Below are 25,665 nucleotides of genomic sequence, written 5' to 3' on the forward strand. Positions count from 1 at the left end.
AATCTTTATAAGTGGTAAGCGACCATGCACATCACTCTGCGGCAGTTAGAAGTATTCACTGAAGTTTTAAAAAGCGGATCAACGACTCAGGCGTCGGCAATGCTGGCGTTATCACAGTCGGCGGTAAGCGCGGCCTTAACCGATCTGGAAGGGCAGCTTGGTGTTCAGCTCTTCGACCGTGTCGGTAAGCGACTAGTGGTTAATGAACACGGGCGTTTGCTCTACCCGCGTGCGCTGGCATTGCTGGAGCGGGCAATTGAGATCGAACAATTATTTCGTGGCGACAACGGTGCGATCCGTATATTTGCCAGTAGTACTATTGGCAACTATATATTGCCGGAGGTAATTGCTCGCTATCGTCAGGACTACCCGGAGTTACCGCTGGAGCTGAGCGTTGGCAATAGCCAGGAGGTGATCCAGGCCGTACTCGATTTTCGTGTTGATATCGGTTTGATTGAAGGCCCGTGCCACAGTACCGAGATAATTTCGGAACCGTGGCTGGAAGACGAACTTGTCGTTTTTGCCTCCCCCTCATCACCGTTAGCTCAAGGTCCGGTAACATTAGAACAACTGGCTAATGCGCCATGGATCCTGCGTGAACGCGGTTCAGGTACACGGGAGATTGTTGATTATCTGTTGTTATCGCATCTGCCGAAGTTCCAGATGGCAATGGAGCTTGGCAACTCAGAAGCCATTAAGCACGCCGTGCGTCATGGTCTGGGAATCAGCTGCTTGTCACGGCGTGTAATTGAAGAACAATTGCAGGCTGGCACGCTAAGTGAAGTGGCAGTGCCGTTGCCACGCCTGATGCGCACTATGTGGCGCATTCATCATCGGCAGAAACACCTTTCAAATGCGCTACAACGGTTTTTAAGTTATTGCACCAAACCTTGATGTGGAGCGGGGCATGTTGAAGCAGGGGGGCGACTCACGTAATCTCTGCTTTACTTATAATCCGCAGGCAGTCATGAAGGTCTCTTATAACTGCGTATTTGTACCGGAAGGAAAGCATTTCCTCTGCTACAATCGCGCCTCATTTTTTGGATGGATAGCATTTTTAGTATGGTTTCCGAAACTAAAACTACAGAAGCGCCCGGTTTACGCCGTGAGTTAAAGGCGCGCCACCTGACGATGATTGCCATTGGCGGTTCCATCGGTACAGGTCTTTTTGTTGCTTCTGGTGCAACGATTTCTCAGGCGGGCCCAGGTGGCGCGCTGCTCTCATATATTCTGATAGGTCTGATGGTTTACTTCCTGATGACCAGTCTCGGTGAACTGGCTGCATATATGCCGGTTTCCGGTTCGTTTGCCACTTACGGTCAGAACTATGTTGAAGAAGGCTTTGGCTTCGCGTTGGGCTGGAACTACTGGTACAACTGGGCGGTAACTATCGCTGTTGACCTGGTAGCCGCGCAGCTGGTCATGAGCTGGTGGTTCCCGGATACGCCCGGTTGGATCTGGAGTGCCTTGTTCCTTGGCGTTATCTTCCTGCTGAACTACATCTCTGTTCGTGGCTTTGGTGAAGCTGAATACTGGTTCTCACTTATCAAAGTTGCCACTGTGGTTATCTTTATCATCGTCGGTGTAATGATGATTATTGGTATCTTCAAAGGCGCACAGCCGGCGGGCTGGAGCAACTGGACGATAGGCGAGGCACCGTTTGCCGGTGGTTTTGCGGCGATGATCGGTGTGGCGATGATTGTCGGCTTCTCCTTCCAGGGAACAGAGTTGATCGGTATTGCAGCTGGCGAATCTGAAGATCCGGCGAAAAACATTCCGCGCGCGGTGCGTCAGGTGTTCTGGCGAATCCTGCTGTTCTATGTGTTCGCGATTCTGATCATCAGCCTGATCATTCCTTACACTGATCCGAGCCTGCTGCGTAACGATGTGAAAGATATTAGCGTTAGCCCGTTCACCCTGGTGTTCCAGCACGCGGGGCTGCTCTCTGCGGCGGCAGTGATGAACGCGGTCATTCTGACGGCAGTACTGTCAGCGGGTAACTCCGGGATGTATGCATCTACCCGTATGCTGTATACCCTGGCCTGTGACGGTAAAGCGCCGCGTATTTTCGCTAAACTGTCGCGTGGTGGCGTGCCGCGTAACGCTCTGTATGCGACAACGGTGATTGCGGGTCTGTGCTTTCTGACATCTATGTTCGGTAACCAGACAGTTTACTTATGGCTGCTGAACACCTCCGGGATGACAGGTTTCATCGCCTGGCTGGGGATTGCAATTAGCCATTATCGCTTCCGTCGCGGTTATGTATTGCAGGGTCATGATATTAACGATCTGCCATACCGTTCTGGTTTCTTCCCGCTGGGGCCGATCTTCGCATTTGTACTGTGCCTGATCATCACTCTGGGTCAGAACTACGAAGCGTTCCTGAAAGACACCATCGACTGGGGCGGCGTAGCGGCGACGTATATCGGTATCCCGCTGTTCCTGGCCATCTGGTTTGGTTACAAGTTGATTAAAGGAACACACTTTGTGCGTTACAGCGAAATGAAGTTCCCGCAGAACGACAACAAATAAGTCATCCCCCTTCCTAACGAAGCCCTCTCAACCGAGAGGGCTTTTTCTTTTCCTTAATAATCATGCTGATATAAATTTAACAATTAGATTGATAATTGTTATCGTTTGCATTATCGTTACGGCAAACCAAAAAGGCTGACAAATCAGAGGCTGATCAGGCTTTCTGAGGTGAGCGCCTGCATATTAAAAAGTCCACCGCGATGACGTTTTGCGCAGGGGGACATGCAGAAGATGTGAGCGATAACCCATTTTATTTTCGTAGTTACCTCATGGAGATATGGAATGTTTAGGTTGAACCCTTTCGTACGGGTCGGGCTATGTTTGTCCGCAATTTCTTGTGCATGGCCTGTGTTAGCGGTTGATAGCGATGGCGAAACGATGGTTGTCACCGCCTCTTCCATTGAACAAAACCTCAAAGATGCACCTGCGAGTATTAGCGTTATTACTCAGGAAGATTTGCAGCGTAAACCTGTTCAGAATCTGAAAGATGTCCTCAAAGAAGTGCCAGGCGTACAACTGACGAACGAAGGTGACAACCGCAAGGGTGTCAGTATTCGTGGTCTCGACAGCAGCTACACGCTGATTCTTGTCGATGGTAAACGCGTTAACTCCCGCAATGCCGTCTTCCGCCATAATGATTTCGATCTGAACTGGATCCCGGTCGATTCCATCGAACGTATTGAAGTGGTCCGTGGCCCGATGTCTTCGCTGTACGGTTCCGATGCACTTGGCGGTGTGGTGAATATCATCACTAAAAAAATTGGCCAAAAATGGGCAGGCACAGTAACTGTCGATACCACCATTCAGGAACATCGCGATCGCGGTGATACCTATAACGGTCAGTTCTTTACCAGCGGGCCATTAATTGACGGTGTGCTGGGAATGAAAGCTTACGGCAGCCTGGCAAAACGTGAAAAGGATGATCCACAAAATTCAACCACCACCGATACCGGAGAAACACCACGTATTGAAGGATTCTCCAGCCGCGACGGCAATGTTGAATTTGCCTGGACACCGAATCAAAATCACGATTTTACTGCCGGATACGGTTTTGACCGTCAGGATCGTGATTCCGACTCGCTGGACAAAAACCGCCTCGAACGCCAGAACTACTCTGTCAGCCATAATGGTCGCTGGGATTACGGTACCAGCGAACTGAAATATTACGGCGAGAAAGTTGAGAACAAAAACCCTGGTAACAGCAGTCCGATCACTTCCGAAAGTAATACCGTCGATGGCAAATACACGTTGCCGCTGACGGCGATTAATCAGTTTGTCACGTTTGGCGGTGAATGGCGTCACGACAAACTTAGCGATGCGGTAAACCTGACTGGTGGTACCAGCACCAAAACATCTGCCAGCCAGTACGCGCTGTTTGTTGAAGATGAATGGCGGATCTTCGAACCGTTGTCACTGACTACCGGCGTACGTATGGACGATCATGAAACCTACGGTGAACACTGGAGTCCGCGTGCCTACCTGGTTTATAACGCCACCGATACTGTAACGGTGAAAGGGGGCTGGGCGACGGCTTTTAAAGCACCTTCTCTGTTACAACTTAGCCCCGACTGGACGAGCAATTCCTGCCGTGGCGCATGCAAGATTGTGGGTAGCCCGGATCTGAAACCTGAAACCAGCGAAAGTTGGGAGCTGGGGCTGTACTACCTGGGTGAAGAGGGCTGGCTGGAAGGGGTTGAATCCAGCGTGACCGTTTTCCGTAACGATGTAAAAGATCGTATCAGCATCAGCCGTACGTCTGACGTCAATGCTGCACCGGGCTACCAAAACTTTGTCGGTTTTACAGCGAACGGTGTGCCGGTATTCAGCTACTATAACGTTAACAAAGCACGTATTCAGGGCGTGGAAACCGAACTGAAAATTCCGTTCAACGATGAATGGAAACTGTCACTCAACTACACCTACAACGATGGTCGTGATGTCAGCAACGGCGAAAATAAACCGCTATCCGATCTGCCATTCCATACCGCTAACGGTACGCTGGACTGGAAACCGCTGGCGCTGGAAGACTGGTCATTCTATGTTTCTGGTCACTATACCGGGCAGAAACGCGCCGACAGCGCGACGGCTAAAACACCGGGCGGCTATACCATCTGGAATACCGGCGCAGCCTGGCAGGTGACCAAAGACGTCAAACTGCGTGCGGGCGTGCTGAACCTGGGTGACAAGGATCTCAGTCGTGACGACTACAGCTATAACGAAGATGGACGTCGTTACTTTATGGCTGTGGATTATCGCTTCTGATGAGAAGATGCCCGGCGAACCGGGCAGATTTTACTTCAGTAAATGCTGCGCATGGAAGCGCAGATGATCCTCTATAAAAGAGGCGATGAAGTAGTAACTGTGATCATATCCCGGCTGAATACGCAGTGTCATCGGCCATGCTTTTTGACGGGCGGCTTCCGCCAGCACCGCAGGTTGTAGCTGGTCGGCAAGAAACTGATCGTTATCGCCCTGATCAATAAGTGTCGGGATTGCATCCTGCGCATTGCTGGCGTACATCAACGCACAACTGTCCCATTCCAGCCATGCATTTTTGTCCTCACCTAAATAGGTGCTAAACGCTTTAATGCCCCAGGGTACGCTGCATGGATTCACAATCGGCGCAAAGGCGGAAACGCTGGCGTATTTGCCTGGGTTTTTTAGCGCCATAATCAATGCACCGTGACCGCCCATCGAATGGCCACTAATAGCGCAGCGATCGCTGACGTTAAATTGCGACTGAATCAACTCAGGTAATTCATCGCGCAGATAATCATACATCCGATAGTGCGTCGCCCACGGTGGTTGCGTGGCATTAAGATAAAAGCCTGCGCCCTGGCCTAAATCGTAGCCGTCGTTGTTGGCAACCTGTTCGCCGCGCGGGCTGGTGTCAGGCATCACCAGCACAATCCCCAGTTCCGCCGCCACGCGCTGGGCACCCGCCTTGGTAGTGAAGTTCTCGTCATTGCAGGTTAGCCCTGAAAGCCAGTACAACACTGGTGGCGGGGTGTTATCGCGGGGCGGTGGCAAAAAGATACTAAACGTCATCGTACAGTTTAAGATTCGGGAGTCGTGCCGCCAGCGTTGTTGCCAGCCTTCAAAACAGCGGTGCTCTTCGAGCAATTCCATGCGTGGCTCCTTGTTGTGTTGTTTGCAATTCCTCCATCATACCGTTAATTCATTGTGTCGTGAGTAACTTTCACTTCCGTATTTACATAACCGTGTTTTAACATTACACCTTTGTAAGGCAGCGGCAATTACAACAATTATCGCGGTGAATACTGGATTATGTGTGCCGCCTCACGCACAATAATCAGGCTGCTAATCAGCTTAATAACTTTGCCCCACGCAGGGCAGAGGCGTCACACCTGCAGGAGAAAAATAAATGCCATCACTCAGTAAAGAAGCGGCCCTGGTTCATGAAGCGCTGGTTGCGCGAGGACTGGAAACACCGCTGCGCCCGCCCGTGCATGAAATGGATAACGAAACGCGCAAAAGCCTTATCGCCGGTCATATGACGGAAATCATGCAGTTGCTGAATCTCGACCTGGCTGATGACAGTTTGATGGAAACGCCGCATCGCATCGCTAAAATGTATGTCGATGAAATTTTCTCCGGTCTGGATTACGCCAATTTCCCGAAAATCACCCTCATTGAAAACAAAATGAAGGTCGATGAAATGGTTACCGTGCGCGATATCACTCTGACCAGTACCTGTGAACACCATTTTGTTACTATTGATGGCAAAGCGACGGTGGCCTATATCCCGAAAGACTCGGTCATTGGCCTGTCAAAAATTAACCGTATTGTGCAGTTCTTTGCTCAGCGTCCGCAAGTGCAGGAACGCCTGACTCAACAAATTCTCATTGCGTTACAAACGCTGCTGGGTACCAATAACGTGGCTGTCTCTATCGATGCGGTACATTACTGCGTGAAGGCGCGCGGCATCCGCGATGCAACCAGTGCCACGACAACGACCTCTCTTGGTGGATTGTTCAAATCCAGTCAGAATACGCGCCACGAGTTTCTGCGCGCTGTGCGTCATCACAACTGATTAAAAGGCAGGAACCATGGAGCGCAACGTCACGCTCGATTTTGTTCGCGGCGTCGCCATTCTGGGGATCCTGCTATTAAACATCAGCGCCTTTGGGTTACCAAAGGCGGCTTATCTCAATCCCGCCTGGTACGGCACTATTACGCCGCAAGATGCCTGGACCTGGGCATTTATTGATCTTATCGGGCAGGTTAAATTCCTCACACTTTTTGCATTGCTGTTTGGTGCAGGTTTGCAAATGCTGCTGCCGCGTGGCAGACGTTGGATCCAGTCTCGTTTAACACTGCTGGTTCTGTTGGGATTTATTCACGGGTTATTATTCTGGGATGGCGATATTCTGTTGGCCTACGGTCTGGTGGGGTTGATTTGCTGGCGACTGGTACGCGATGCACCTTCAGTGAAAAGTTTGTTTAATACAGGCGTATTGCTGTATCTGGTGGGATTAGGCGTATTGCTGTTGCTGGGTATGATTTCTGACAGCCAGACCAGCCGCGCCTGGACGCCAGATGCGTCTACCCTCTTGTATGAAAAATACTGGAAACTCCACGGCAGCGCAGAGGCTATTGGCAATCGTGCGAATGCGGTCGGAGACAGTCTACTGGCGTTAGGTGCGCAGTACGGCTGGCAGCTGGCGGGGATGATGTTGATTGGCGCAGCATTGATGCGCAGCGGGTGGCTGAAAGGGCAATACAGTCTGCGTCATTATCGCCGAACGGGAATGGTGCTGGTGGTGATTGGTGTTGTCATCAACTTACCTGCGATCATATTGCAGTGGCGACTGGACTGGGCGTATCGCTGGTGCGCGTTTTTATTGCAGCTCCCGCGCGAGATTGGTGCGCCGTTTCAGACCGTGGGTTATGCGGCATTATTGTTTGGTTATTGGCCGCAGCTCAGTCGCTTTAAAGTGGTACTGGCAATTGCCTGTGTAGGAAGGATGGCGCTGACGAATTACCTGTTACAAACATTAATTTGTACCACGCTGTTTTACCAGCTCGGTCTGTTTATGCAGTTTAACCGCCTGGAACTACTGTTATTTGTTGTTCCGGTATGGCTGGTGAATCTTCTTTTCTCCATTATTTGGTTGCATTTCTTTCGGCAGGGACCCGTTGAATGGCTCTGGCGTCGTTTAACCCTGCTATCATCAGGGGCAACAACTCCCAATACACTCAGATAACGATCTGGATCACATTCATTAACAAAATGACTGTAACCGTTTCCATTGCTGTGACTCGATTCACGAAGTCCTGTATTCAGTGCTGACAAAATAGCCGCCAGCATGCAGTGGCCTACTGCAATTTTCAGAACAGGGTAGTGAATATGATCACCATACGTGATGTGGCTCGTCAGGCTGGCGTCTCCGTAGCTACGGTTTCCAGGGTGCTAAACAACAGTGCATTAGTCAGCCCTGACACGCGTGAAGCAGTAATGAAAGCGGTAACGCTACTGGATTACCGTCCGAACGCCAATGCTCAGGCGCTGGCGACGCAGATCAGCGAAACCATCGGCGTGGTGGTGATGGACGTGTCAGATGCCTTTTTCGGAGCCCTGGTCAAGGCCGTGGATCTCGTTGCCCAGCAGCACCAGAAATATGTACTGATTGGCAACAGCTACCATGAAGCAGAAAAAGAGCGCCATGCCATTGAGGTGTTAATTCGTCAACGCTGTAATGCTTTGATTGTTCATTCAAAAGCGCTCAGTGATGAGGAACTGGTCCAGTTTATGGAGCAAATACCCGGAATGGTGTTGATTAATCGTCTGGTGCCAGGATATGCACATCGCTGTGTTTGCCTCGATAATTTTAGCGGTGCCAGAATGGCAACCAGAATGTTATTGAACAACGGCCATCAACGTATCGGATACCTTGCCTCCAGTCACGGCATTGAAGATGATGCGATGCGTAAAGCAGGCTGGCTGAGTGCGCTAAAAGAGCAGGATATTGTTCCGCCAGATAGCTGGATTGGTATGGGAACGCCAGACATGCAAGGAGGGGAAGCCGCGATGGTAGAGCTACTGGGGCGCAATTTGCAACTCTCCGCCGTGTTTGCGTATAACGACAATATGGCCGCAGGAGCGCTAACCGCGTTAAAAGACAACGGCATTACCATTCCACAGCATCTTTCTATTATCGGTTTTGACGATATCCCTATCGCCCGATATACCGATCCACAACTGACCACCGTTCGTTATCCCATTGCATCGATGGCAAAAATGGCGACGGAACTGGCATTACAAGGGGCAGCGGGTACGCTGGATCTTTCCGCCAGTCACTGCTTTATGCCCACTCTGGTTCGTCGTCATTCAGTTGCTGCCAGACAGAATGCGGCAGCGATCACTAACTAAGCAAATCACCTGATGTAACCGCTTTCAATCTGTGAGTGATTTCACAGTATCTTAACAATGTGATGGCTATGATGGCACCGTTTTCAGTGCTGTAACCGATATGTAACAGTGAATTATCACTTTTAGCGAGGTTCAGCCAGGAATAACAACATTTGGGCCTGTTTTATGACCGTCTACAGGCTGATGATTTAAAATATTTATAAAAAGAATCTGGCGCTTTTAACATTTGTTTTAACAATGCTAAGTGCCGGGCATTTATCTCAAGCACTTTACCCTGCATAAGAAAACCGGAGATCTCATGAATAAGAAGGTGTTAACCCTGTCTGCAATCATGGCCAGCATGTTATTCGGTGCCACTGCACACGCTGCTGATACCCGTATTGGTGTAACAATCTATAAGTACGACGATAACTTTATGTCTGTTGTGCGCAAGGCTATCGAACAAGATGCGAAAGCCGCGCCAGATGTTCAGCTGCTGATGAATGATTCTCAGAATGACCAGTCCAAGCAGAACGATCAGATCGACGTATTGCTGGCGAAAGGGGTGAAGGCACTGGCAATCAACCTGGTTGACCCGGCAGCTGCGGGTACGGTGATTGAGAAAGCGCGTGGGCAAAACGTGCCGGTGGTTTTCTTTAACAAAGAACCGTCTCGTAAGGCGCTGGATAGCTACGATAAAGCCTACTATGTTGGCACTGACTCCAAAGAGTCCGGCATTATTCAGGGCGATTTGATTGCTAAGCATTGGGCGGCAAACCAGGGTTGGGATCTCAACAAAGACGGTCAGATTCAATTCGTACTGCTGAAAGGTGAACCGGGCCATCCGGATGCAGAAGCACGCACCACTTACGTGATTAAAGAGCTGAACGACAAAGGCATCAAAACTGAACAGTTACAGTTAGATACCGCAATGTGGGATACCGCTCAGGCGAAAGATAAGATGGACGCCTGGCTGTCTGGCCCGAACGCCAACAAAATCGAAGTGGTTATCGCCAACAACGATGCGATGGCAATGGGCGCAGTAGAAGCACTGAAAGCACACAACAAGTCCAGCATTCCGGTGTTTGGCGTCGATGCGCTGCCAGAAGCGCTGGCGCTGGTGAAATCCGGTGCACTGGCGGGCACCGTACTGAACGATGCTAACAACCAGGCGAAAGCGACCTTTGATCTGGCGAAAAACCTGGCCGATGGCAAAGGTGCGGCTGATGGCACCAACTGGAAAATCGACAATAAAGTGGTCCGCGTACCCTATGTTGGCGTAGATAAAGACAACCTGGCTGAATTCAGCAAGAAATAAGACTGATTGGGCGTAGTCGTTTACTGCGCCCTTATTGTATGGCCAACAAGGTAAAATTATATGGTCAGCTCAACGACTCCGTCTTCCGGGGAATACTTGTTGGAAATGAGCGGTATCAACAAGTCTTTTCCGGGGGTTAAGGCACTTGATAACGTTAATTTAAAAGTCCGGCCACATTCTATCCATGCATTAATGGGGGAAAACGGCGCAGGAAAATCAACATTATTAAAATGCCTGTTTGGTATTTATCAGAAAGACTCCGGCACCATTTTGTTCCAGGGGAAAGAGATCGATTTTCATTCTGCCAAAGAAGCACTGGAAAATGGTATTTCGATGGTACACCAGGAATTAAACCTGGTATTACAACGTTCGGTGATGGACAACATGTGGCTGGGGCGATATCCCACCAAAGGCATGTTTGTCGATCAGGACAAAATGTATCGCGAAACCAAAGCGATTTTTGATGAACTGGATATTGATATCGATCCGCGTGCGCGCGTCGGCACATTATCCGTTTCGCAAATGCAGATGATCGAAATCGCCAAAGCGTTTTCCTATAACGCGAAAATTGTGATTATGGATGAACCGACATCTTCGTTAACTGAAAAAGAGGTCAATCATCTTTTCACTATTATTCGTAAATTAAAAGAGCGCGGCTGCGGTATTGTTTATATCTCGCATAAAATGGAAGAAATCTTCCAGTTATGTGATGAAGTCACCGTATTGCGCGACGGTCAGTGGATCGCTACCGAACCACTGGCAGGGCTGACGATGGACAAGATCATCGCCATGATGGTTGGACGCTCTCTTAATCAGCGTTTCCCTGACAAAGAAAACAAGCCAGGCGAAGTGATTCTGGAAGTGCGTAACCTGACGTCGCTGCGCCAGCCGTCGATTCGCGATGTCTCGTTTGATCTGCATAAAGGGGAGATCCTCGGCATTGCCGGTCTGGTGGGGGCGAAACGTACCGATATTGTTGAGACGTTATTTGGTATTCGCGAGAAATCGGCTGGCACCATTACGTTGCATGGCAAAAAGATCAATAACCATAACGCCAACGAAGCCATAAACCACGGATTTGCACTGGTAACTGAAGAGCGCCGCTCAACGGGAATTTATGCCTATCTGGATATTGGCTTTAACTCGTTAATTTCCAATATCCGCAACTACAAAAATAAAGTTGGCTTGCTGGATAACTCGCGGATGAAAAGCGATACCCAGTGGGTAATTGATTCGATGCGGGTAAAAACGCCGGGACATCGTACGCAAATTGGTTCACTCTCCGGCGGTAATCAGCAAAAGGTAATTATTGGGCGCTGGCTGCTAACGCAACCAGAAATATTAATGCTCGATGAACCGACGCGCGGTATTGATGTCGGAGCGAAGTTTGAAATTTATCAGTTAATTGCCGAACTGGCGAAGAAAGGCAAGGGGATTATTATTATTTCCTCCGAAATGCCAGAGTTATTAGGGATAACAGACCGTATTCTGGTCATGAGCAATGGTCTCGTTTCCGGAATTGTCGATACAAAAACAACAACGCAAAACGAAATTCTGCGTCTTGCGTCTTTGCACCTTTAAGATTAGGGGCCTCTCATGAGTGCGTTAAATAAGAAAAGTTTTCTTACTTACCTGAAAGAGGGCGGTATTTACGTCGTTCTTTTAGTTTTGCTGGCGATTATTATTTTCCAGGACCCAACTTTTTTAAGTCTGTTGAACTTAAGTAATATTCTCACCCAGTCATCGGTGCGTATTATTATCGCGCTTGGTGTGGCAGGATTAATTGTCACCCAGGGGACTGACCTTTCCGCAGGTCGTCAAGTGGGGCTGGCGGCAGTAGTCGCGGCGACGTTATTGCAGTCGATGGATAACGCTAACAAAGTATTCCCGGAAATGGCGACGATGCCGATTGCGCTGGTTATTCTGATTGTCTGTGCCATTGGCGCGGTGATCGGTTTGATCAACGGTCTGATTATCGCTTATCTCAACGTGACGCCGTTCATTACCACTCTCGGTACGATGATTATCGTCTACGGCATCAACTCGCTCTATTACGACTTTGTCGGGGCGTCGCCAATTTCTGGTTTTGACAGTGGCTTCTCTACCTTTGCTCAGGGCTTTGTCGCGCTGGGGAGTTTCCGTCTCTCTTACATCACTTTCTACGCGTTGATTGCGGTGGCATTCGTCTGGGTGTTGTGGAACAAAACCCGCTTCGGCAAGAACATTTTTGCCATTGGCGGTAACCCGGAAGCGGCGAAAGTATCTGGTGTCAACGTCGGCCTGAACCTGCTGATGATCTACGCGTTGTCTGGTGTGTTCTATGCCTTCGGCGGGATGTTAGAAGCCGGACGTATCGGCTCTGCCACCAACAACCTCGGCTTTATGTATGAGCTGGATGCTATCGCGGCGTGTGTGGTGGGTGGTGTATCGTTCAGCGGTGGTGTAGGGACGGTGATTGGCGTGGTGACTGGGGTGATTATTTTTACCGTCATCAACTATGGCCTGACGTACATCGGCGTAAACCCGTACTGGCAGTACATCATCAAAGGGGCGATTATTATCTTCGCCGTGGCGCTGGATTCACTGAAATACGCACGTAAGAAGTGATGTGATTTTGGGTATTGCCGGATGCATCGCATCCGGCAATCGGTGCCAAATACCGGATGCGTCGCTGGTTCTACAACGTCACTGGGTGTTCTTTCTCACCTTTCTTAAACTTCACTTCCCCAAGATCAATACAACCAACCGGGCAGACGTGACCACAAAGCAGACAACCAACGCACTTCTCGGTATTACAATGCGGTGTGCGCGTTTTCTCATTCCACTCCATCGCCTGATGACCGCCGTCGTAACAGGAAATATAACAGCGTCCGCATCCGACACATTTATCGAGATTGATATGGGGATAGACGATATAGCTACGGTCTAAATCTTCCGCCGGGACAATATTGTGATTCGCCAGACCTACCATCTCCTGCAACGAATCAAACCCCTGATCGGCGAGATAATGTGATAACCCGCTCGCCATATCTTCCACTATCCGATACCCGTACTGCATAATACCGGTGGTCACCTGTAATGTCGCTGCACCGAGCAATAAAAACTCTGCCGCATCTTCCCAGGTTTCAATACCGCCGATACCGCTGATCGGGAAATCGCGCAGCTCAGGATGGGTGCGCATTTGCTGAATAAAGCGCAGGGCGATCGGTTTTACCGCTTTACCGGAATATCCGGAAATACTCGATTTACCGTTAACGATCGGCATACCAATTTTCTGATTAAGATCGATATTGGTAATGGATTTAACGGTGTTAATCGCCGCAATGCCATCTGCGCCGCCGCGCTTCGCCGCCAGCGCCACTTCGCACATATCACCGATATTCGGCGTCATCTTCGCCAGCATCGGCAGCGTAGAACCGCGTTTCACCGCCCGACAATATTTTTCTACCAGTTCCGGGCTTTGCCCGACATCGCTACCCATCGCATGAGAAGTCATTTGCGGACAGGAGAAGTTACACTCGATCATATCGGCACCAGCTTCTTGCACCAGGCGCGCCAGATCTTCCCACTGCTGCTCATTTTCCCCCATGATCGAGGCGATCAATACTTTGTCAGGATAATCTTCTTTCAGCCGACGCAGGGCGGCCAGATTCTCTTCCAACGGATGCTCGGCAATCTGCTCCATATTTTTGAAGCCGATAAAACCGGTATCTTCTTTCACCAGATGATCAAAACGCGGCGAGACTTCGTTGGCGATAAAAAAGCCGATCGTTTTAAACACCACGCCGCCCCAGCCCGTGTCGTAGGCTTTGGCGCACATCTCATAGCAGTTGCCTACCGGCGAAGAAGAGAGGCAGAACGGGTTGGGAAACTTCACGCCGCAAAAAGTAATCGAAAGATCTTTCGTTAACATGAGCAAGCTCCCTCTAAATAGTGATGAATCGCCCCGGCGGCTTCTTTCCCGGTTTTCACTGCGTAGACCACGGTTTTGTCACCCTCAACAATATCGCCAGCAGCAAAGACTTGCGGGTCGCGGGTCTGGTAATTTTGTGTTTTGATGGTGTTACGCTGCGGCTCTAACTCCGCAAAGGCATCCAGTCTGGCATGCTGGCCGACGGCGAGAATAATTTTATCTGCCGCCATCGTCAGTTCGCCCGGTAACCGTACATGCTTAAACGTGACTTTATTGGCTTCCACGGCTACTGGTGTGAATCCATCGATGATCGAAACGCCCAGTTCCCGGGCGCTGGCAAACTCTTTTTCGCTTGCCGGAAACGCATCTAACTCTTCACGTGCTACGCAGGTTACCGCCTGACAGCCGAGAACTTTCAGCGTGCTGGCAACGTCCATCGCGACATCACCGCCGCCGATAATTAATGCGCTTTGTGGAATGCTGATATCGCCCTGCGCCTGCCGTGCACGTTGCAAGAAGTCGACGGCAATCTCAACGTCGCTATGCTCAAACAGCGGTAGCCCAGAACCGCCCGACAACCCTACGGTGACAAGTACTGCGCGGTTTTCTGCTTTCAGTTGCTCCAGGGTGATTGTTTTACCGACTTCGTTGTTGCACTTAATGGTCACGCCCATTTTTTCAATACGGGCGATTTCTGCATCCAGCACCGATTGCGGTAACCGAAATTGCGGAATACCGTTACATAGCCAGCCACCGGGCTGTGGTTCTTTTTCATAAATAGTGACGTCGTAACCCATATTTGTCAGCGTCACACTGGCCTGTAACCCGGCAGGGCCCGCGCCAATAATCGCTACCTTACCGAGCGTTTTAGTGCCTGGCTGATAAATATCCATCCCGGTTTGTTGTTCAAAATCAGTGATAAAACGCTGCAAGCGGCCAATATCAATTGGATCATCAACACCGGCACGGGTACAACCGCTTTGACATAATTTCTCCGTTGGACACACTCTGGCACAAACGGCACCGAGGGCATTATTTTCGCGAATTGTCTCGGCAGCGCCTTTAAAATTACGAAAGTAGATTGAGCGGATAAATTTCCCTGGGTCAGTTTGCGCCGGACAAGCCTGACTACAGGGGGCGTCATGACATAATAAACAGCGGGATGCCTCTTTTATTGCCAGTAAAGGCGTAAAAGCCGGAGTGAGTTCATCCAGATAATTTTGTTGCGGCATGTGATCTTCCTTAATGCTATGAGTAATTAAGGCGAACGCTAAATATACTCGTCATACTTCAAGTTGCATGTGCTGCGTCTGCGTTCGCTCACCCCAGTCACTTACTTATGTAAGCTCCGGGGGACTCACTCACTTGTCGCCTTCCTGCAACTCGAATTATTTAGAGTATAAATATTGCGTGCTGATATTAAGGCTATGCGCGTGGGGAAATTTAAACTGTGAAAGGATTCACAAATAGCTGCGGTTCAGAATGTTATATCCGCAGCTTATTGAGTGAAGTAATAATTATTCTCAATAATTAACAGGAGAGGGAAAATATTAACGATAGAAAATAAGATAAACAATCATGCCGATAGATAAAATACCGAAGCCGATATATGCCACCATATAAGCGAAGAAGAGTCCGGGATTTTTTGCTCGCCAGACAAACACCGGTTCCGGTGCATTTTTAACCCGTTTATCAATCGCGCCAGCACGCCAGCCTTTCCATGCTTCGCGAAAACAAAATATCGGGATAAGGAAAAAAACAGCAACGACAAAAAACTGCTGAATATCCATCACTACTTTCCTTGTTTCTTTTGTAATTCAAGTAATTGCTCTGGCGTAACCGCTGGGTATCCCTGAGCATCTTCAGGGACTTCATGCATAGATGGAATGGGTACCAGCGGGCCTAAAAAACGGGGTTCACGCTTAAAGAAATAGAGATCTGCCAGGGCGCCGAAGCGTGCGGCGAACTCACGAATGCGAACTGACCACATATCCTTCGGGGAAGGAACAGCATAACACTGGGCCTGAATCCCCATATGCAAGGCAATAAATAATGCCCGCTCACAGTGGAAACGTTGGGTAATTATAATGAAATCGTTAGTATCAAATACCTTGCGCGTGCGCACAATGGAATCCAGCGTACGAAAACCCGCATAATCGAGGACAATATCAGCGGGATCAACACCTGCTGCAATTAAATCTTTGCGCATCGTCATCGGCTCGTTATAACTTTGTAACGCGTTATCGCCACTCAGTAATAAATAATTTACTTTGCCGCTATTATAAGCATTAATCGCTCCCTGAATACGGTAGCGATAATACTGATTAATTACGCCAGTACGATAATATTTTGCTGTGCCGAGCACCACGCCGACCTGGCGGTAGGGGAGATCTTGCAATTCATCGTAAATATAAGGTGCGGTTTTCCAGCTCATCCAACGATCAAGGCCGAGCACAGTCAACAGCAGTAAGCCGATCAGGACTAACAGGCTGTAGAAAACGCGCTTTAACATGCAGTAGGCTCAGTTGCTGAATGAAGTTTTACTCAGGCTACTTTACCCGCTGCTTTTGCGCAAGAAACGGCAAACTGTTTGCCGGGATTTTCGACACCAGAAGGGAGCAGAAATGCCGGATGCACTACGTTTATCCGGCACTGATGTTAACCGAGCAGAACGCGGTCGATAGTATTACAGCCAAGCGCTTTCAGAGTCGCTGCGGTTGCATCCCATTGAATCAGCGGCGCATCAGCTTTCTCAGCCAGAATCGCGCGTTGAATATCCGGGTAATCATAACCTTTGAGATTCAGCAAGATTAACGCGCCCTGTAACGGCGGCAGCGTTGGGTTAAATGCGGCGTTTTCAGCGTAGCTGCCGCTGAAAATACGACCATCTTTACATTCCAGCGCCACACCGCTCGGAGATTTACTGTAAGGCATGTGTGAACGGTTAGCCGCCGCAATTGCTGCCTGAGAAAGGGCATCACCAGTGAGCGCGAAACCATGATTCTGTTCGTCCATCAGCAATGTTTTAATTTCCAGATCTTTTGGACCAAAGGCATCAGGCAGATAGTCACGTAACGCGTGTGCTTCGCGGCCAGGCAGATGAATACGCAGATCCAGACCGCTATTAAGTTCATTCATAAACTGACGGCAGTGACCACAAGGGGTGTAGTTAACGGTGATGGCAGAAAGCGCTTTCTCACCGCTCAACCAGGCATGGCTAATTGCACTTTGCTCGGCATGGACAGTTTGCTGCATGGTGGCGCCAATAAATTCCATATTGGCACCGAAATACCATGTACCACTTACGCCACGTGCAATTGCACCAACGTTAAAATTCGACAATGGCGTACGTGCACAAGCTGCAGCCAGCGGGAGTAGTGCGAATGCCAGCGCGTCTTCGTCCAGCCCCGTAGCGCTCTTCAGCGAAGAGACCTGCTCCCCGGTCAGTAAAGCAGGAAAATGCTTGTCTGCCAGAATTGGGGCCAGTGCAGATTGCAAGTTATCTGCGAGTTGGGCAAAAGCAGTTTGAAAACGTGGATGCATGGCGTTGCCTCGTAACAGTGTAATGGGATAACAGTTTACGAACCCACCCTATCTTTATATGTGATCTGAATCTCATTAAATGTGCAACATATGAAACACGTATCAAAAATGTGCGACGTATCGCAAATTTTATCCTACTACCGCCAGAATGATCGGGAAAATAAACGGTGCAACCACCGATGTGATAATCCCGCAAATCACCAGCGCCAGCGAACTAAAGGCGCCTTCCTGATAATCCAGCTCTGCACAACGTGCGGTTCCTAATGCGTGGGAAGCTGTACCCATTGCCAGACCACGAGCGGCTTTAGTGCGAATACGCATGGCATTCAGTAACGTGTGACCAAATACTGCGCCAAGAATACCGACAAAAATCACGCAAACCGCGCTCACGGCCGGGATGCCTCCGATGCTACCGCCAACAGCCATTGCGATAGGCGTGGTAACGGATTTCGGTAATACAGAGGCCGCAATTTCAGGTGTAGCACCCATCAGCAAGGCAACCGTGGTCCCGGTGACCATTGCCACGACACTACCAATAAAACAAATCGTGATGATCGATTTCCAGCGTGCGCGGATCTGGTGAAGTTGCTCATATAAAGGATAAGCCAATGCCACAACAGCAGGTTGCAGCAGATCGTTTAATATTTCGCTGCCTTTAAAGTAGTGATCGTACGGAATACCTGTCAGTAGCAGAAAAGGAATAATGACCACCATTGCCACTAACAATGGATTTAATAATGGAATTTTAAAGCGAGCCGCCAGTTTGCGTGCGGCGAAAAAGACGATCAAGGTCAGTGGTAATGACCACCAGATATACGCCATCATTCTTTCGAACCCTTTTGCCCAACCACTTTTCGTTCGCCATGCACCAGCTGCGAACTCCAGCTAACAACTAAGAACACCACCAGGGTGCTAATTGCGCAGGAAACCACTACCGGGCCAAACTGCGCGCGCAATAGATCGAAATACTGCATAACGCCAACGCCAATTGGCACAAAAAGCAGCGCCATATAGCGAATCAGTAAATAGCATCCGGGGTTAACCCATTGTGCGGGCAGAATTTGCAGTGCCAGCAGTACAAACAGAATCAACATGCCGATAATGCTGCCTGGAATGGTGACCGGAAGGAGAGATGCAATGAAAATACCTGCATACAGGCAGGCATAGATCAGTACGAAAGCACGTACATACTGCCAGATAGTGTTTAGTATCTTACTCATGATAAACGTCCTGGATGAAGTGGATTCATCATACAATTAAACTCAAAAATGTGCTACCGATCACATAAAGAAATCTGAGCATAGTCGTTCCTCTCACCAGGAGCACTGGGCATCTCCCCTGATAATCGTCGCCAAATCTGGGCAAAACGGTTTCTGCAGTCGTTAACATAACTGTCACATAGACAAAGCATAGAGTCGTCTCCAGGCTTTGGTGCACAGATATTGAAGCACTTTAAACAGTAGAGCGGAGACGTTACCATAGCGCCTCATTTTTTCGTGGGTAAAAATATGCGTGTGTTACTGGCACCGATGGAAGGCGTGCTCGACTCTCTGGTGCGTGAATTACTGACCGAAGTAAACGATTACGATCTTTGTATCACCGAATTTGTTCGCGTGGTTGATCAACTCCTGCCAGTTAAGGTCTTTCAACGTATCTGCCCGGAGCTGCAAAATAGTAGTCGGACACCTTCCGGTACGCTGGTGCGCATCCAATTACTTGGTCAATATCCACAGTGGTTGGCGGAGAATGCTCTCAGGGCGGTGGAACTGGGATCATTTGGGGTTGATCTTAACTGCGGCTGCCCTTCAAAAACAGTTAATGGTAGCGGCGGCGGAGCGACATTATTAAAAGATCCTGAACTTATCTACCAGGGCGCGAAAGCGATGCGCGAAGCGGTGCCTGCTCATTTGCCAGTGAGTGTAAAAGTGCGTTTGGGATGGGACAGTGGTGAGCAAAAATTTGAAATTGCCGATGCTGTGCAGCAAGCGGGGGCCACGGAGCTTGTGGTTCACGGGCGGACGAAAGAGCAGGGCTATCGCGCCGAGCATATTGACTGGCAGGCGATTGGTGAAATCCGTCAGCGACTGACGATTCCGGTGATCGCGAATGGAGAAATCTGGGACTGGCAGAGCGCACAGCAATGTATGGCGTTAAGTGGCTGTGATGCCGTTATGATTGGGCGCGGGGCATTAAATATTCCCAACTTAAGTCGGGTGGTGAAATACAACGAGCCGCGTATGCCGTGGGCACAAGTTGTCGCATTATTGCAGAAATATACGCGTCTGGAAAAACAGGGCGATACCGGGCTATATCACGTGGCACGAATTAAACAGTGGTTAGGTTATCTGCGTAAAGAATACAGCGAAGCGACAACATTATTTCAGCAAATCCGCGCATTAAATAATTCCCCTGCTATCGCGCAGGCTATTCAGGCGATAAAACTGTAATCGTTGCAAGGCCGGGATAACTACCCGGCCTTGTGGGAAATCTTCAGAAAATCATTTTAAAAACGCCCGTCACTACCAGTAACCCGATAATAAATATAACCAAAACTGCCCAGAGTAAAATTTTCATTTGCTTTCCTTTTTTGTTAAAACTTCGTTAAGTATAGGAAAGGAAACGACGCGCCGCGAATTCCAGGAGTTATCTAAATATGACGTAAGTAATCAGCCCGTTTCTATACTTATTGTTTTAGAGACTCCGTGGAGAACTCGATGGCACAGGTCGCGATAATTACCGCCTCCGATTCGGGGATCGGCAAAGAGTGCGCGTTATTACTGGCGCAGCAGGGGTTTGATATTGGCATTACCTGGCACTCCGATAAAGAAGGGGCAAAAGATACTGCGCGTGAGGTGGTTAGTCACGGCGTACGTGCGGAGATCGTGCAGTTGGATCTCGGTAAACTGCCAGAGGGGGCACTGGCGCTGGAGAAACTTATTCAACGGCTGGGGCGCATCGATGTGCTGGTGAATAATGCGGGCGCAATGACCAAAGCGCCGTTTCTTGATATGGCTTTCGATGAGTGGCGCAAGATTTTTACCGTTGATGTTGATGGTGCATTTTTATGCTCGCAAATTGCGGCCCGCCAGATGGTGAAACAAGGGCAGGGCGGTCGCATCATCAACATTACGTCGGTACATGAGCATACGCCGCTGCCGGATGCCAGCGCCTATACAGCCGCTAAACATGCACTCGGTGGGCTAACCAAAGCGATGGCGCTTGAGCTGGTCAGGCATAAGATTTTGGTGAATGCAGTCGCGCCTGGGGCTATCGCCACACCAATGAATGGCATGGATGACGGCGACGTGAAGCCCGACGCGGAGCCTTCGATTCCCTTGCGGCGTTTTGGCGCAACGTATGAGATTGCCAGCCTGGTGGCGTGGTTATGCTCTGAAGGCGCAAATTACACCACCGGGCAGTCGTTGATAGTGGATGGCGGCTTTATGCTGGCGAATCCGCAGTTCAACCCAGAATAGCGCAGTGAAGTGCGTGGATATTTCAATGGGTAATATTTGGTAGGCATGATAAGACGCGGAAGCGTCGCATCAGGCATGATGTACCTGATGTCGGATGCGGCGCAGACCGTCTTATCCGAGGCAATGGTTTTACGCCTGATCATCCGGCTTTTTCTTACCGCGCCGTTTCAGCCACCAGCGCACGCCAACCACCAGAACCACGACCAGAATCAACCAGACCCAGTGCTTCAAATGCTGGTCGAGATTGTGCAACCACGGCGCAATCACCTGACCACCAGCATAACCGATAGTGGTAAAAATCAACGCCCAGGCAAATGCGCCGAGAATATTCAGCGGCAGAAAGATTTTCGGCGGCAGCTGGCTGGCACCAATCAGCGTCGGGCCAATGACCCGAAAGCCATACATAAAACGCGTACCAATGACAAACAGATACGGATGGCGCTGGATAAGTTTCTGCGCCCGCTCAATTTTATCCTGATGCTTAGAGAAACGGCGTAACAGCTTGCCACCAAACCGCCGCCCGCACAGATAAAGCACCTGGTCGCCAATCATGCCGCCAAGCGCCACAGAAAGTACCACCAGCGGGAACTTTAATAACCCCTGATGTGCCGCAACGCCTCCCAGCAACGTCACTGTTTCACCCTCTGCCAGACTGCCGAGCACCAGCGCAGCATAACCATATTGTGAGATGAGTGTATTGAGATCCATAGGCCCGTCTGTCTCCCTTTGGTTGCCTGTAAGCATACACCCTGTGAATCATTCACGCTGAAAAAGGACGTACATCAGACGGTGCAAATTACATAAGCGAACAAAAAATAATCACAAGCTGACTTATACTTGAACTGTCAGGTTCATGAACTCACAACAAGGGGGCGGTATGAGCCATGTCTGGGGACTGTTTTCCCATCCCGATCGTGAAATGCAGGTGATTAATCGCGAAAACGAAACGATTTCTCATCACTACACCCACCACGTTTTGCTGATGGCGGCAATTCCGGTGATTTGCGCCTTCATTGGCACCACACAAATTGGCTGGAATTTTGGCGATGGCACCATCCTGAAGTTATCCTGGTTTACCGGACTGGCGCTGGCTGTCTTGTTTTATGGCGTTATGCTGGCTGGGGTCGCGGTGATGGGGCGGGTCATCTGGTGGATGGCGCGCAATTATCCGCAGCGTCCGTCACTTGCGCACTGCATGGTCTTCGCGGGCTACGTTGCAACTCCGCTGTTTTTAAGCGGTCTGGTGGCGCTTTACCCGCTGGTCTGGTTGTGTGCGCTGGTCGGCACGGTGGCGCTGTTTTACACCGGCTACCTGCTTTACCTCGGTATTCCGAGTTTCCTGAATATCAACAAAGAGGAAGGCCTTAGCTTCTCCAGTTCGACGCTGGCGATTGGCGTGCTGGTACTGGAAGTGCTGCTCGCCCTTACCGTTATACTATGGGGCTACGGTTATCGTTTGTTCTAGAAAGTTCTTTTGTGTTGCATTGCTGGCGTAAATGTCAGCAATGCAGCATTTCCTCACGATTCTCCTTTGACGATCGCACTTTTTGCTCGTTATGATGGCGTCGCTAGCCTCAGTAAATCCTTACTCCGGCGGTGCGCAACCTGTGCGCGTGAACCACTATCTGAATGCTCATCATGCCGAAATTTCGAGTTTCTTTATTTAGCCTGGCCCTGATGCTGGCTGTGCCTTTTGCGCCGCAGGCCGTTGCGAAAACGGCAGTCGCTACCACCGCTTCACAGCCGGAAATTGCCTCCGGTAGCGCGATGATTGTTGATCTGAATACCAACAAAGTGATCTATTCGAACCACCCGGATCTGGTGCGTCCGATTGCGTCTATCAGTAAATTAATGACCGCGATGGTCGTGCTGGATGCGCGACTGCCGCTGGATGAAAAACTAAAAGTGGATATCAGCCAGACGCCGGAGATGAAAGGGGTCTATTCGCGCGTACGACTGAACAGCGAAATCAGCCGTAAAGATATGCTGTTGCTGGCGCTGATGTCTTCAGAAAACCGCGCGGCGGCAAGCCTTGCGCACCATTATCCCGGTGGCTACAAAGCCTTTATTAAGGCGATGAATGCGAAAGCGAAATCGCTCGGAATGAACAACACGCGCTTTGTTGAACCGACCGGATTGTCGGTGCATAACGTTTCAACTGCCCGTGACTTAACCAAACTGCTCATTGCCAGCAAACAATATCCGTTGATTGGTCAGTTAAGTACTACCAGGGAAGATATGGCAACCTTCTCTAACCCGACGTATACGCTGCCGTTCCGCAATACTAACCATCTGGTGTATCGCGATAACTGGAATATTCAGTTAACCAAAACGGGCTTTACCAATGCGGCGGGCCATTGTCTGGTGATGCGCACGGTTATCAATAATAAACCGGTGGCACTGGTAGTGATGGACGCGTTTGGCAAATATACCCATTTTGCCGATGCCAGCCGCCTGCGTACCTGGATTGAGACCGGTAAAGTGATGCCTGTTCCGGCAGCAGCGTTGAGCTATAAAAAACAAAAAGCCGCTCAGATGGCGGCGGCGGGGCAGACGGCACAGAACGATTAAGTGAAGTACGGATGGCGATACTCTGCCATCCGTAATTTTTATTTCACTTCCTGCCAGTTTTTCCGCTTACTGGTTTTACCAATCCCCGGATTCATACTGTTGGTCGGATCGTTCTCGCGATAAAACTTCTGCAACGTTTCCGGTGCTTTATACAAATGACCGACGTTATGCTCGGCAGGGTATTGCGCGCCGCGCTGCTGTAGCAGTTCCAGCATCTGTTCTTTCAACGCATGTACATCCACGCCTTTTTTAACGATGTAATCCTGATGGAAGACATAGCACATAAAATGGCCGTAATAGAGCTTGTGCACCAGTTGGCTGTCGATCTCCGGCGGTAAATGCTCATACCATTCGGTGTCGTTACGCCGCAGAGCGATATCCAGCGCCAGAATGTCTTCGACTTCATCGGAATGCACGGCCTGATAACGAATTGCTGCGCCCGCAGCGGCGAAACGGTGTAAAAACGCTTTGCTACCTTCCTCCGGCGTACAGACAAAGAAATCGCCTTCGGCCTGTTTGAAATAATCCACCAGCCACGATTTGGCTTCACCGACGCCATCGCCCGCCATTTTTAACAGCAGATGATGTTCATATTTATCGCGCCAGTTTTTCATGCGCGGCGGTAAATGGCTGGGGAACAGGTGACCGAATTTTTGCATCGCACGGTCGGTAAAATGCGGACGGAAGAATTTCACTTTCTCCAGCATCGCATCGGTGCGTCCCTTGAGATTAAAGAAGAACGGCATCTTGTCGGTGCCTAACTTATCAATCATCAGGAAGGTGTCTTTGCCGTATTTTTCCGCAATATCGTAGATATCCCGGTGCATATATTCCCCGGCAACCGGCAGATTTTCGAAATTAGCCAGAATATGACGGCGGATTTCGGTCAGTACTTCCGGCTGGTTGGTGCCGATATAAAACACCTGCTGATTTTTTTCCGCTTCGAAGGTATCAAGACGTACCGCAAAGACGGCCAGTTTTCCGGCGCAACCGGAGGATTCAAACAGGCGATCCGGGTCGGCGTTATAACGTGCGGGTGTGTCGGCTTCAATATCACGAACGCGGTGGACATAGTCATAATCGTGGGCGTGACGACCATCGTGGCGCACATCGTCATCTTTGATGCGATCGTCATCCAGCTTGCTAAGGATCTGCTCCGGCGTTTCGCCCAGATCAATCCCCAGATGGTTCACCAGCGTCAGTTTTCCATCTTCATTTATACGCGCGAATAACGACATTTCGGTATACGCCGGGCCACGCTGCACCAGCGAGCCGCCGGAGTTGTTACAAATACCGCCGATGACCGATGCGCCAATGCACGACGAACCAATCACCGAGTGCGGCTCGCGTCCCAGCGGTTTGAGGGCTTTTTCCAGCGAATAGAGCGTGGTGCCAGGATATGCCAGCACCTGTTCGCCCTTACCGAGAACATGAAGCTTGTCGAGACGCAGGGTGCTGATGATCACGATATCGCGATCATAGTCGTTACCGTTTGGCGTCGAGCCTTCGGTCAGACCTGTATTGGCAGCCTGCATCAGAATAATTTTGTCGGCGGCAACACAAACATTCAGTACTCGCCAAAGTTCGAGTAGTGAGCCAGGGAAAACGACAGCCAGTGCGTCGCCCTGACCAGAACGGAAGCCCTTGCGATAGCGGGCCGTTTTTGCGGGATCGGTGAGCAGGTGTGAAGAACCCACCAGTCGGGCAAGTTCATTCAAAAAGTCTTTATTATCAATCGTGGTCATGGAAGGAATTCTCCACTCCTTGTGGCAGGACAAAATATCACGGATAAGCATAGCTCTATGCATGATGATACAGTGAACGAATATTTCATAATTTCAGACTATCCACATCACTTTCTTTTTCTCTCTTGTTCGGGCTTATGGCAAACTGCGGTTTTTGCGACATTTTTCGCCGCCACATTGGGCCCAAGAGGAAG

24 protein-coding genes are annotated in these 25,665 nt (G+C 49.9%); 13 read left to right on the top strand and 11 right to left on the bottom strand.

Annotated features, from left to right (window positions below):
* Nucleotides 1–24: 24 nt before the first annotated feature.
* The 3 genes from yieE to cirA all read left to right on the top strand — a co-directional run bounded on the left by yieE (nt 25) and on the right by cirA (nt 4,794).
* The gene (yieE, locus tag K0335_RS15390; protein ID WP_000548321.1) at nt 25–894 is read left to right on the top strand and encodes a DNA-binding transcriptional regulator YeiE; all 870 of its coding nucleotides are present in this window, start codon (nt 25–27) and stop codon (nt 892–894) included.
* 168 nt (nt 895–1,062) lie between these two features.
* Nucleotides 1,063–2,532 (top strand): lysine-specific permease, encoded by a 1,470-nt coding sequence (gene lysP / locus K0335_RS15395; protein WP_000253266.1) that lies wholly within the window; start codon nt 1,063–1,065, stop codon nt 2,530–2,532.
* 282 nt (nt 2,533–2,814) lie between these two features.
* Complete coding sequence (gene cirA, locus K0335_RS15400) at nt 2,815–4,794, top strand: catecholate siderophore receptor CirA (RefSeq protein ID WP_104918177.1); 1,980 nt, start codon at nt 2,815–2,817, stop codon at nt 4,792–4,794.
* A 30-nt stretch (nt 4,795–4,824) separates the two neighbouring features.
* On the opposite strand, the gene yeiG is transcribed toward cirA, so the two are convergent.
* On the bottom strand, nt 4,825–5,661 hold the full coding sequence (yeiG, locus tag K0335_RS15405) for an S-formylglutathione hydrolase (protein WP_000421372.1): 837 nt from the start codon (nt 5,659–5,661) through the stop codon (nt 4,825–4,827).
* 256 nt (nt 5,662–5,917) lie between these two features.
* Here yeiG and folE point away from each other — a divergent pair, with 256 nt between their 5' ends.
* The 6 genes from folE to mglC all read left to right on the top strand — a co-directional run bounded on the left by folE (nt 5,918) and on the right by mglC (nt 12,830).
* A complete protein-coding gene (folE, locus tag K0335_RS15410) occupies nt 5,918–6,586 on the top strand; it encodes a GTP cyclohydrolase I FolE (protein WP_001139613.1) in 669 nt (222 codons plus the stop codon).
* A gap of 16 nt (nt 6,587–6,602) precedes the next feature.
* Nucleotides 6,603–7,760, top strand: a complete 1,158-nt coding sequence (yeiB, locus tag K0335_RS15415; RefSeq protein WP_104919420.1) for a DUF418 domain-containing protein YeiB — start codon at nt 6,603–6,605, stop codon at nt 7,758–7,760.
* Nucleotides 7,761–7,903: 143 nt separating this feature from the next.
* On the top strand, nt 7,904–8,926 hold the full coding sequence (galS, locus tag K0335_RS15420) for an HTH-type transcriptional regulator GalS (RefSeq protein ID WP_000628639.1): 1,023 nt from the start codon (nt 7,904–7,906) through the stop codon (nt 8,924–8,926).
* A 298-nt stretch (nt 8,927–9,224) separates the two neighbouring features.
* The gene (mglB, locus tag K0335_RS15425) at nt 9,225–10,223 is read left to right on the top strand and encodes a galactose/glucose ABC transporter substrate-binding protein MglB (protein ID WP_001036935.1); all 999 of its coding nucleotides are present in this window, start codon (nt 9,225–9,227) and stop codon (nt 10,221–10,223) included.
* A gap of 60 nt (nt 10,224–10,283) precedes the next feature.
* Nucleotides 10,284–11,804 carry a galactose/methyl galactoside ABC transporter ATP-binding protein MglA gene (mglA, locus tag K0335_RS15430; protein ID WP_000255032.1) on the top strand — a complete coding sequence of 507 codons (1,521 nt, stop codon included), beginning with the start codon at nt 10,284–10,286 and terminating at the stop codon, nt 11,802–11,804.
* Nucleotides 11,805–11,819: 15 nt separating this feature from the next.
* Nucleotides 11,820–12,830 carry a galactose/methyl galactoside ABC transporter permease MglC gene (gene mglC, locus K0335_RS15435; protein ID WP_001275118.1) on the top strand — a complete coding sequence of 337 codons (1,011 nt, stop codon included), beginning with the start codon at nt 11,820–11,822 and terminating at the stop codon, nt 12,828–12,830.
* A 70-nt stretch (nt 12,831–12,900) separates the two neighbouring features.
* Here mglC and preA read toward each other — a convergent pair whose 3' ends face one another.
* The 7 genes from preA to K0335_RS15470 form a co-directional block, all read right to left on the bottom strand.
* Nucleotides 12,901–14,136: an NAD-dependent dihydropyrimidine dehydrogenase subunit PreA gene (preA, locus tag K0335_RS15440; protein ID WP_000956048.1), complete on the bottom strand. Its 1,236-nt coding sequence runs from the start codon at nt 14,134–14,136 to the stop codon at nt 12,901–12,903.
* A complete protein-coding gene (gene preT, locus K0335_RS15445) occupies nt 14,130–15,368 on the bottom strand; it encodes an NAD-dependent dihydropyrimidine dehydrogenase subunit PreT (RefSeq protein ID WP_001136347.1) in 1,239 nt (412 codons plus the stop codon). The genes preA and preT overlap by 7 nt, the downstream gene beginning before the upstream one ends.
* Before the next feature lie 318 nt (nt 15,369–15,686).
* On the bottom strand, nt 15,687–15,926 hold the full coding sequence (locus K0335_RS15450) for a DUF2542 family protein (protein WP_000354464.1): 240 nt from the start codon (nt 15,924–15,926) through the stop codon (nt 15,687–15,689).
* A gap of 2 nt (nt 15,927–15,928) precedes the next feature.
* On the bottom strand, nt 15,929–16,648 hold the full coding sequence (gene sanA, locus K0335_RS15455; RefSeq protein ID WP_000920074.1) for an outer membrane permeability protein SanA: 720 nt from the start codon (nt 16,646–16,648) through the stop codon (nt 15,929–15,931).
* A gap of 146 nt (nt 16,649–16,794) precedes the next feature.
* A complete protein-coding gene (cdd, locus tag K0335_RS15460) occupies nt 16,795–17,679 on the bottom strand; it encodes a cytidine deaminase (RefSeq protein WP_104919421.1) in 885 nt (294 codons plus the stop codon).
* A 129-nt stretch (nt 17,680–17,808) separates the two neighbouring features.
* A complete protein-coding gene (locus tag K0335_RS15465; RefSeq protein WP_000968391.1) occupies nt 17,809–18,504 on the bottom strand; it encodes a CidB/LrgB family autolysis modulator in 696 nt (231 codons plus the stop codon).
* Nucleotides 18,501–18,899 carry a CidA/LrgA family protein gene (locus K0335_RS15470; protein ID WP_002431444.1) on the bottom strand — a complete coding sequence of 133 codons (399 nt, stop codon included), beginning with the start codon at nt 18,897–18,899 and terminating at the stop codon, nt 18,501–18,503. The genes K0335_RS15465 and K0335_RS15470 overlap by 4 nt, the downstream gene beginning before the upstream one ends.
* 288 nt (nt 18,900–19,187) lie before the next feature.
* On the opposite strand from K0335_RS15470, the gene dusC reads away from it, so the two are divergent.
* The gene (gene dusC / locus K0335_RS15475; protein ID WP_001264885.1) at nt 19,188–20,126 is read left to right on the top strand and encodes a tRNA dihydrouridine(16) synthase DusC; all 939 of its coding nucleotides are present in this window, start codon (nt 19,188–19,190) and stop codon (nt 20,124–20,126) included.
* Nucleotides 20,127–20,169: 43 nt separating this feature from the next.
* Here dusC and yohP read toward each other — a convergent pair whose 3' ends face one another.
* On the bottom strand, nt 20,170–20,253 hold the full coding sequence (yohP, locus tag K0335_RS15480; RefSeq protein ID WP_000698461.1) for a small membrane protein YohP: 84 nt from the start codon (nt 20,251–20,253) through the stop codon (nt 20,170–20,172).
* Nucleotides 20,254–20,393: 140 nt separating this feature from the next.
* Here yohP and K0335_RS15485 point away from each other — a divergent pair, with 140 nt between their 5' ends.
* The gene (locus K0335_RS15485; protein ID WP_104919422.1) at nt 20,394–21,155 is read left to right on the top strand and encodes an SDR family oxidoreductase; all 762 of its coding nucleotides are present in this window, start codon (nt 20,394–20,396) and stop codon (nt 21,153–21,155) included.
* A 129-nt stretch (nt 21,156–21,284) separates the two neighbouring features.
* Here the strand turns inward: K0335_RS15485 and K0335_RS15490 are convergent, their stop codons facing one another.
* A complete protein-coding gene (locus K0335_RS15490; RefSeq protein ID WP_001353099.1) occupies nt 21,285–21,863 on the bottom strand; it encodes a DedA family protein in 579 nt (192 codons plus the stop codon).
* Nucleotides 21,864–22,032: 169 nt separating this feature from the next.
* Here K0335_RS15490 and K0335_RS15495 point away from each other — a divergent pair, with 169 nt between their 5' ends.
* On the top strand, nt 22,033–22,620 hold the full coding sequence (locus K0335_RS15495) for a Yip1 family protein (protein WP_001295454.1): 588 nt from the start codon (nt 22,033–22,035) through the stop codon (nt 22,618–22,620).
* Nucleotides 22,621–22,793: 173 nt separating this feature from the next.
* Complete coding sequence (pbpG, locus tag K0335_RS15500) at nt 22,794–23,726, top strand: D-alanyl-D-alanine endopeptidase (protein WP_097767193.1); 933 nt, start codon at nt 22,794–22,796, stop codon at nt 23,724–23,726.
* A gap of 38 nt (nt 23,727–23,764) precedes the next feature.
* On the opposite strand, the gene dld is transcribed toward pbpG, so the two are convergent.
* Nucleotides 23,765–25,480, bottom strand: a complete 1,716-nt coding sequence (gene dld / locus K0335_RS15505; RefSeq protein ID WP_024256497.1) for a D-lactate dehydrogenase — start codon at nt 25,478–25,480, stop codon at nt 23,765–23,767.
* Between the last annotated feature and the right edge of the window lie 185 nt (nt 25,481–25,665).

Source organism: Escherichia sp. GZ89, assembly GCF_019366485.1.
Lineage (GTDB): Bacteria > Pseudomonadota > Gammaproteobacteria > Enterobacterales > Enterobacteriaceae > Escherichia > Escherichia fergusonii.

Excerpts from the sequence above, each read along its gene's own strand:
- yieE (WP_000548321.1), top strand. The coding sequence starts at position 25 with ATGCACATCACTCTGCGGCAGTTAGAAGTATTCACTGAAGTTTTAAAA.
- lysP (WP_000253266.1), top strand. The coding sequence starts at position 1,063 with ATGGTTTCCGAAACTAAAACTACAGAAGCGCCCGGTTTACGCCGTGAG.
- cirA (WP_104918177.1), top strand. The coding sequence starts at position 2,815 with ATGTTTAGGTTGAACCCTTTCGTACGGGTCGGGCTATGTTTGTCCGCA.
- yeiG (WP_000421372.1), bottom strand. The coding sequence starts at position 5,661 with ATGGAATTGCTCGAAGAGCACCGCTGTTTTGAAGGCTGGCAACAACGC.
- folE (WP_001139613.1), top strand. The coding sequence starts at position 5,918 with ATGCCATCACTCAGTAAAGAAGCGGCCCTGGTTCATGAAGCGCTGGTT.
- yeiB (WP_104919420.1), top strand. The coding sequence starts at position 6,603 with ATGGAGCGCAACGTCACGCTCGATTTTGTTCGCGGCGTCGCCATTCTG.
- galS (WP_000628639.1), top strand. The coding sequence starts at position 7,904 with ATGATCACCATACGTGATGTGGCTCGTCAGGCTGGCGTCTCCGTAGCT.
- mglB (WP_001036935.1), top strand. The coding sequence starts at position 9,225 with ATGAATAAGAAGGTGTTAACCCTGTCTGCAATCATGGCCAGCATGTTA.
- mglA (WP_000255032.1), top strand. The coding sequence starts at position 10,284 with ATGGTCAGCTCAACGACTCCGTCTTCCGGGGAATACTTGTTGGAAATG.
- mglC (WP_001275118.1), top strand. The coding sequence starts at position 11,820 with ATGAGTGCGTTAAATAAGAAAAGTTTTCTTACTTACCTGAAAGAGGGC.
- preA (WP_000956048.1), bottom strand. The coding sequence starts at position 14,136 with ATGTTAACGAAAGATCTTTCGATTACTTTTTGCGGCGTGAAGTTTCCC.
- preT (WP_001136347.1), bottom strand. The coding sequence starts at position 15,368 with ATGCCGCAACAAAATTATCTGGATGAACTCACTCCGGCTTTTACGCCT.
- K0335_RS15450 (WP_000354464.1), bottom strand. The coding sequence starts at position 15,926 with ATGGATATTCAGCAGTTTTTTGTCGTTGCTGTTTTTTTCCTTATCCCG.
- sanA (WP_000920074.1), bottom strand. The coding sequence starts at position 16,648 with ATGTTAAAGCGCGTTTTCTACAGCCTGTTAGTCCTGATCGGCTTACTG.
- cdd (WP_104919421.1), bottom strand. The coding sequence starts at position 17,679 with ATGCATCCACGTTTTCAAACTGCTTTTGCCCAACTCGCAGATAACTTG.
- K0335_RS15465 (WP_000968391.1), bottom strand. The coding sequence starts at position 18,504 with ATGATGGCGTATATCTGGTGGTCATTACCACTGACCTTGATCGTCTTT.
- K0335_RS15470 (WP_002431444.1), bottom strand. The coding sequence starts at position 18,899 with ATGAGTAAGATACTAAACACTATCTGGCAGTATGTACGTGCTTTCGTA.
- dusC (WP_001264885.1), top strand. The coding sequence starts at position 19,188 with ATGCGTGTGTTACTGGCACCGATGGAAGGCGTGCTCGACTCTCTGGTG.
- yohP (WP_000698461.1), bottom strand. The coding sequence starts at position 20,253 with ATGAAAATTTTACTCTGGGCAGTTTTGGTTATATTTATTATCGGGTTA.
- K0335_RS15485 (WP_104919422.1), top strand. The coding sequence starts at position 20,394 with ATGGCACAGGTCGCGATAATTACCGCCTCCGATTCGGGGATCGGCAAA.
- K0335_RS15490 (WP_001353099.1), bottom strand. The coding sequence starts at position 21,863 with ATGGATCTCAATACACTCATCTCACAATATGGTTATGCTGCGCTGGTG.
- K0335_RS15495 (WP_001295454.1), top strand. The coding sequence starts at position 22,033 with ATGAGCCATGTCTGGGGACTGTTTTCCCATCCCGATCGTGAAATGCAG.
- pbpG (WP_097767193.1), top strand. The coding sequence starts at position 22,794 with ATGCCGAAATTTCGAGTTTCTTTATTTAGCCTGGCCCTGATGCTGGCT.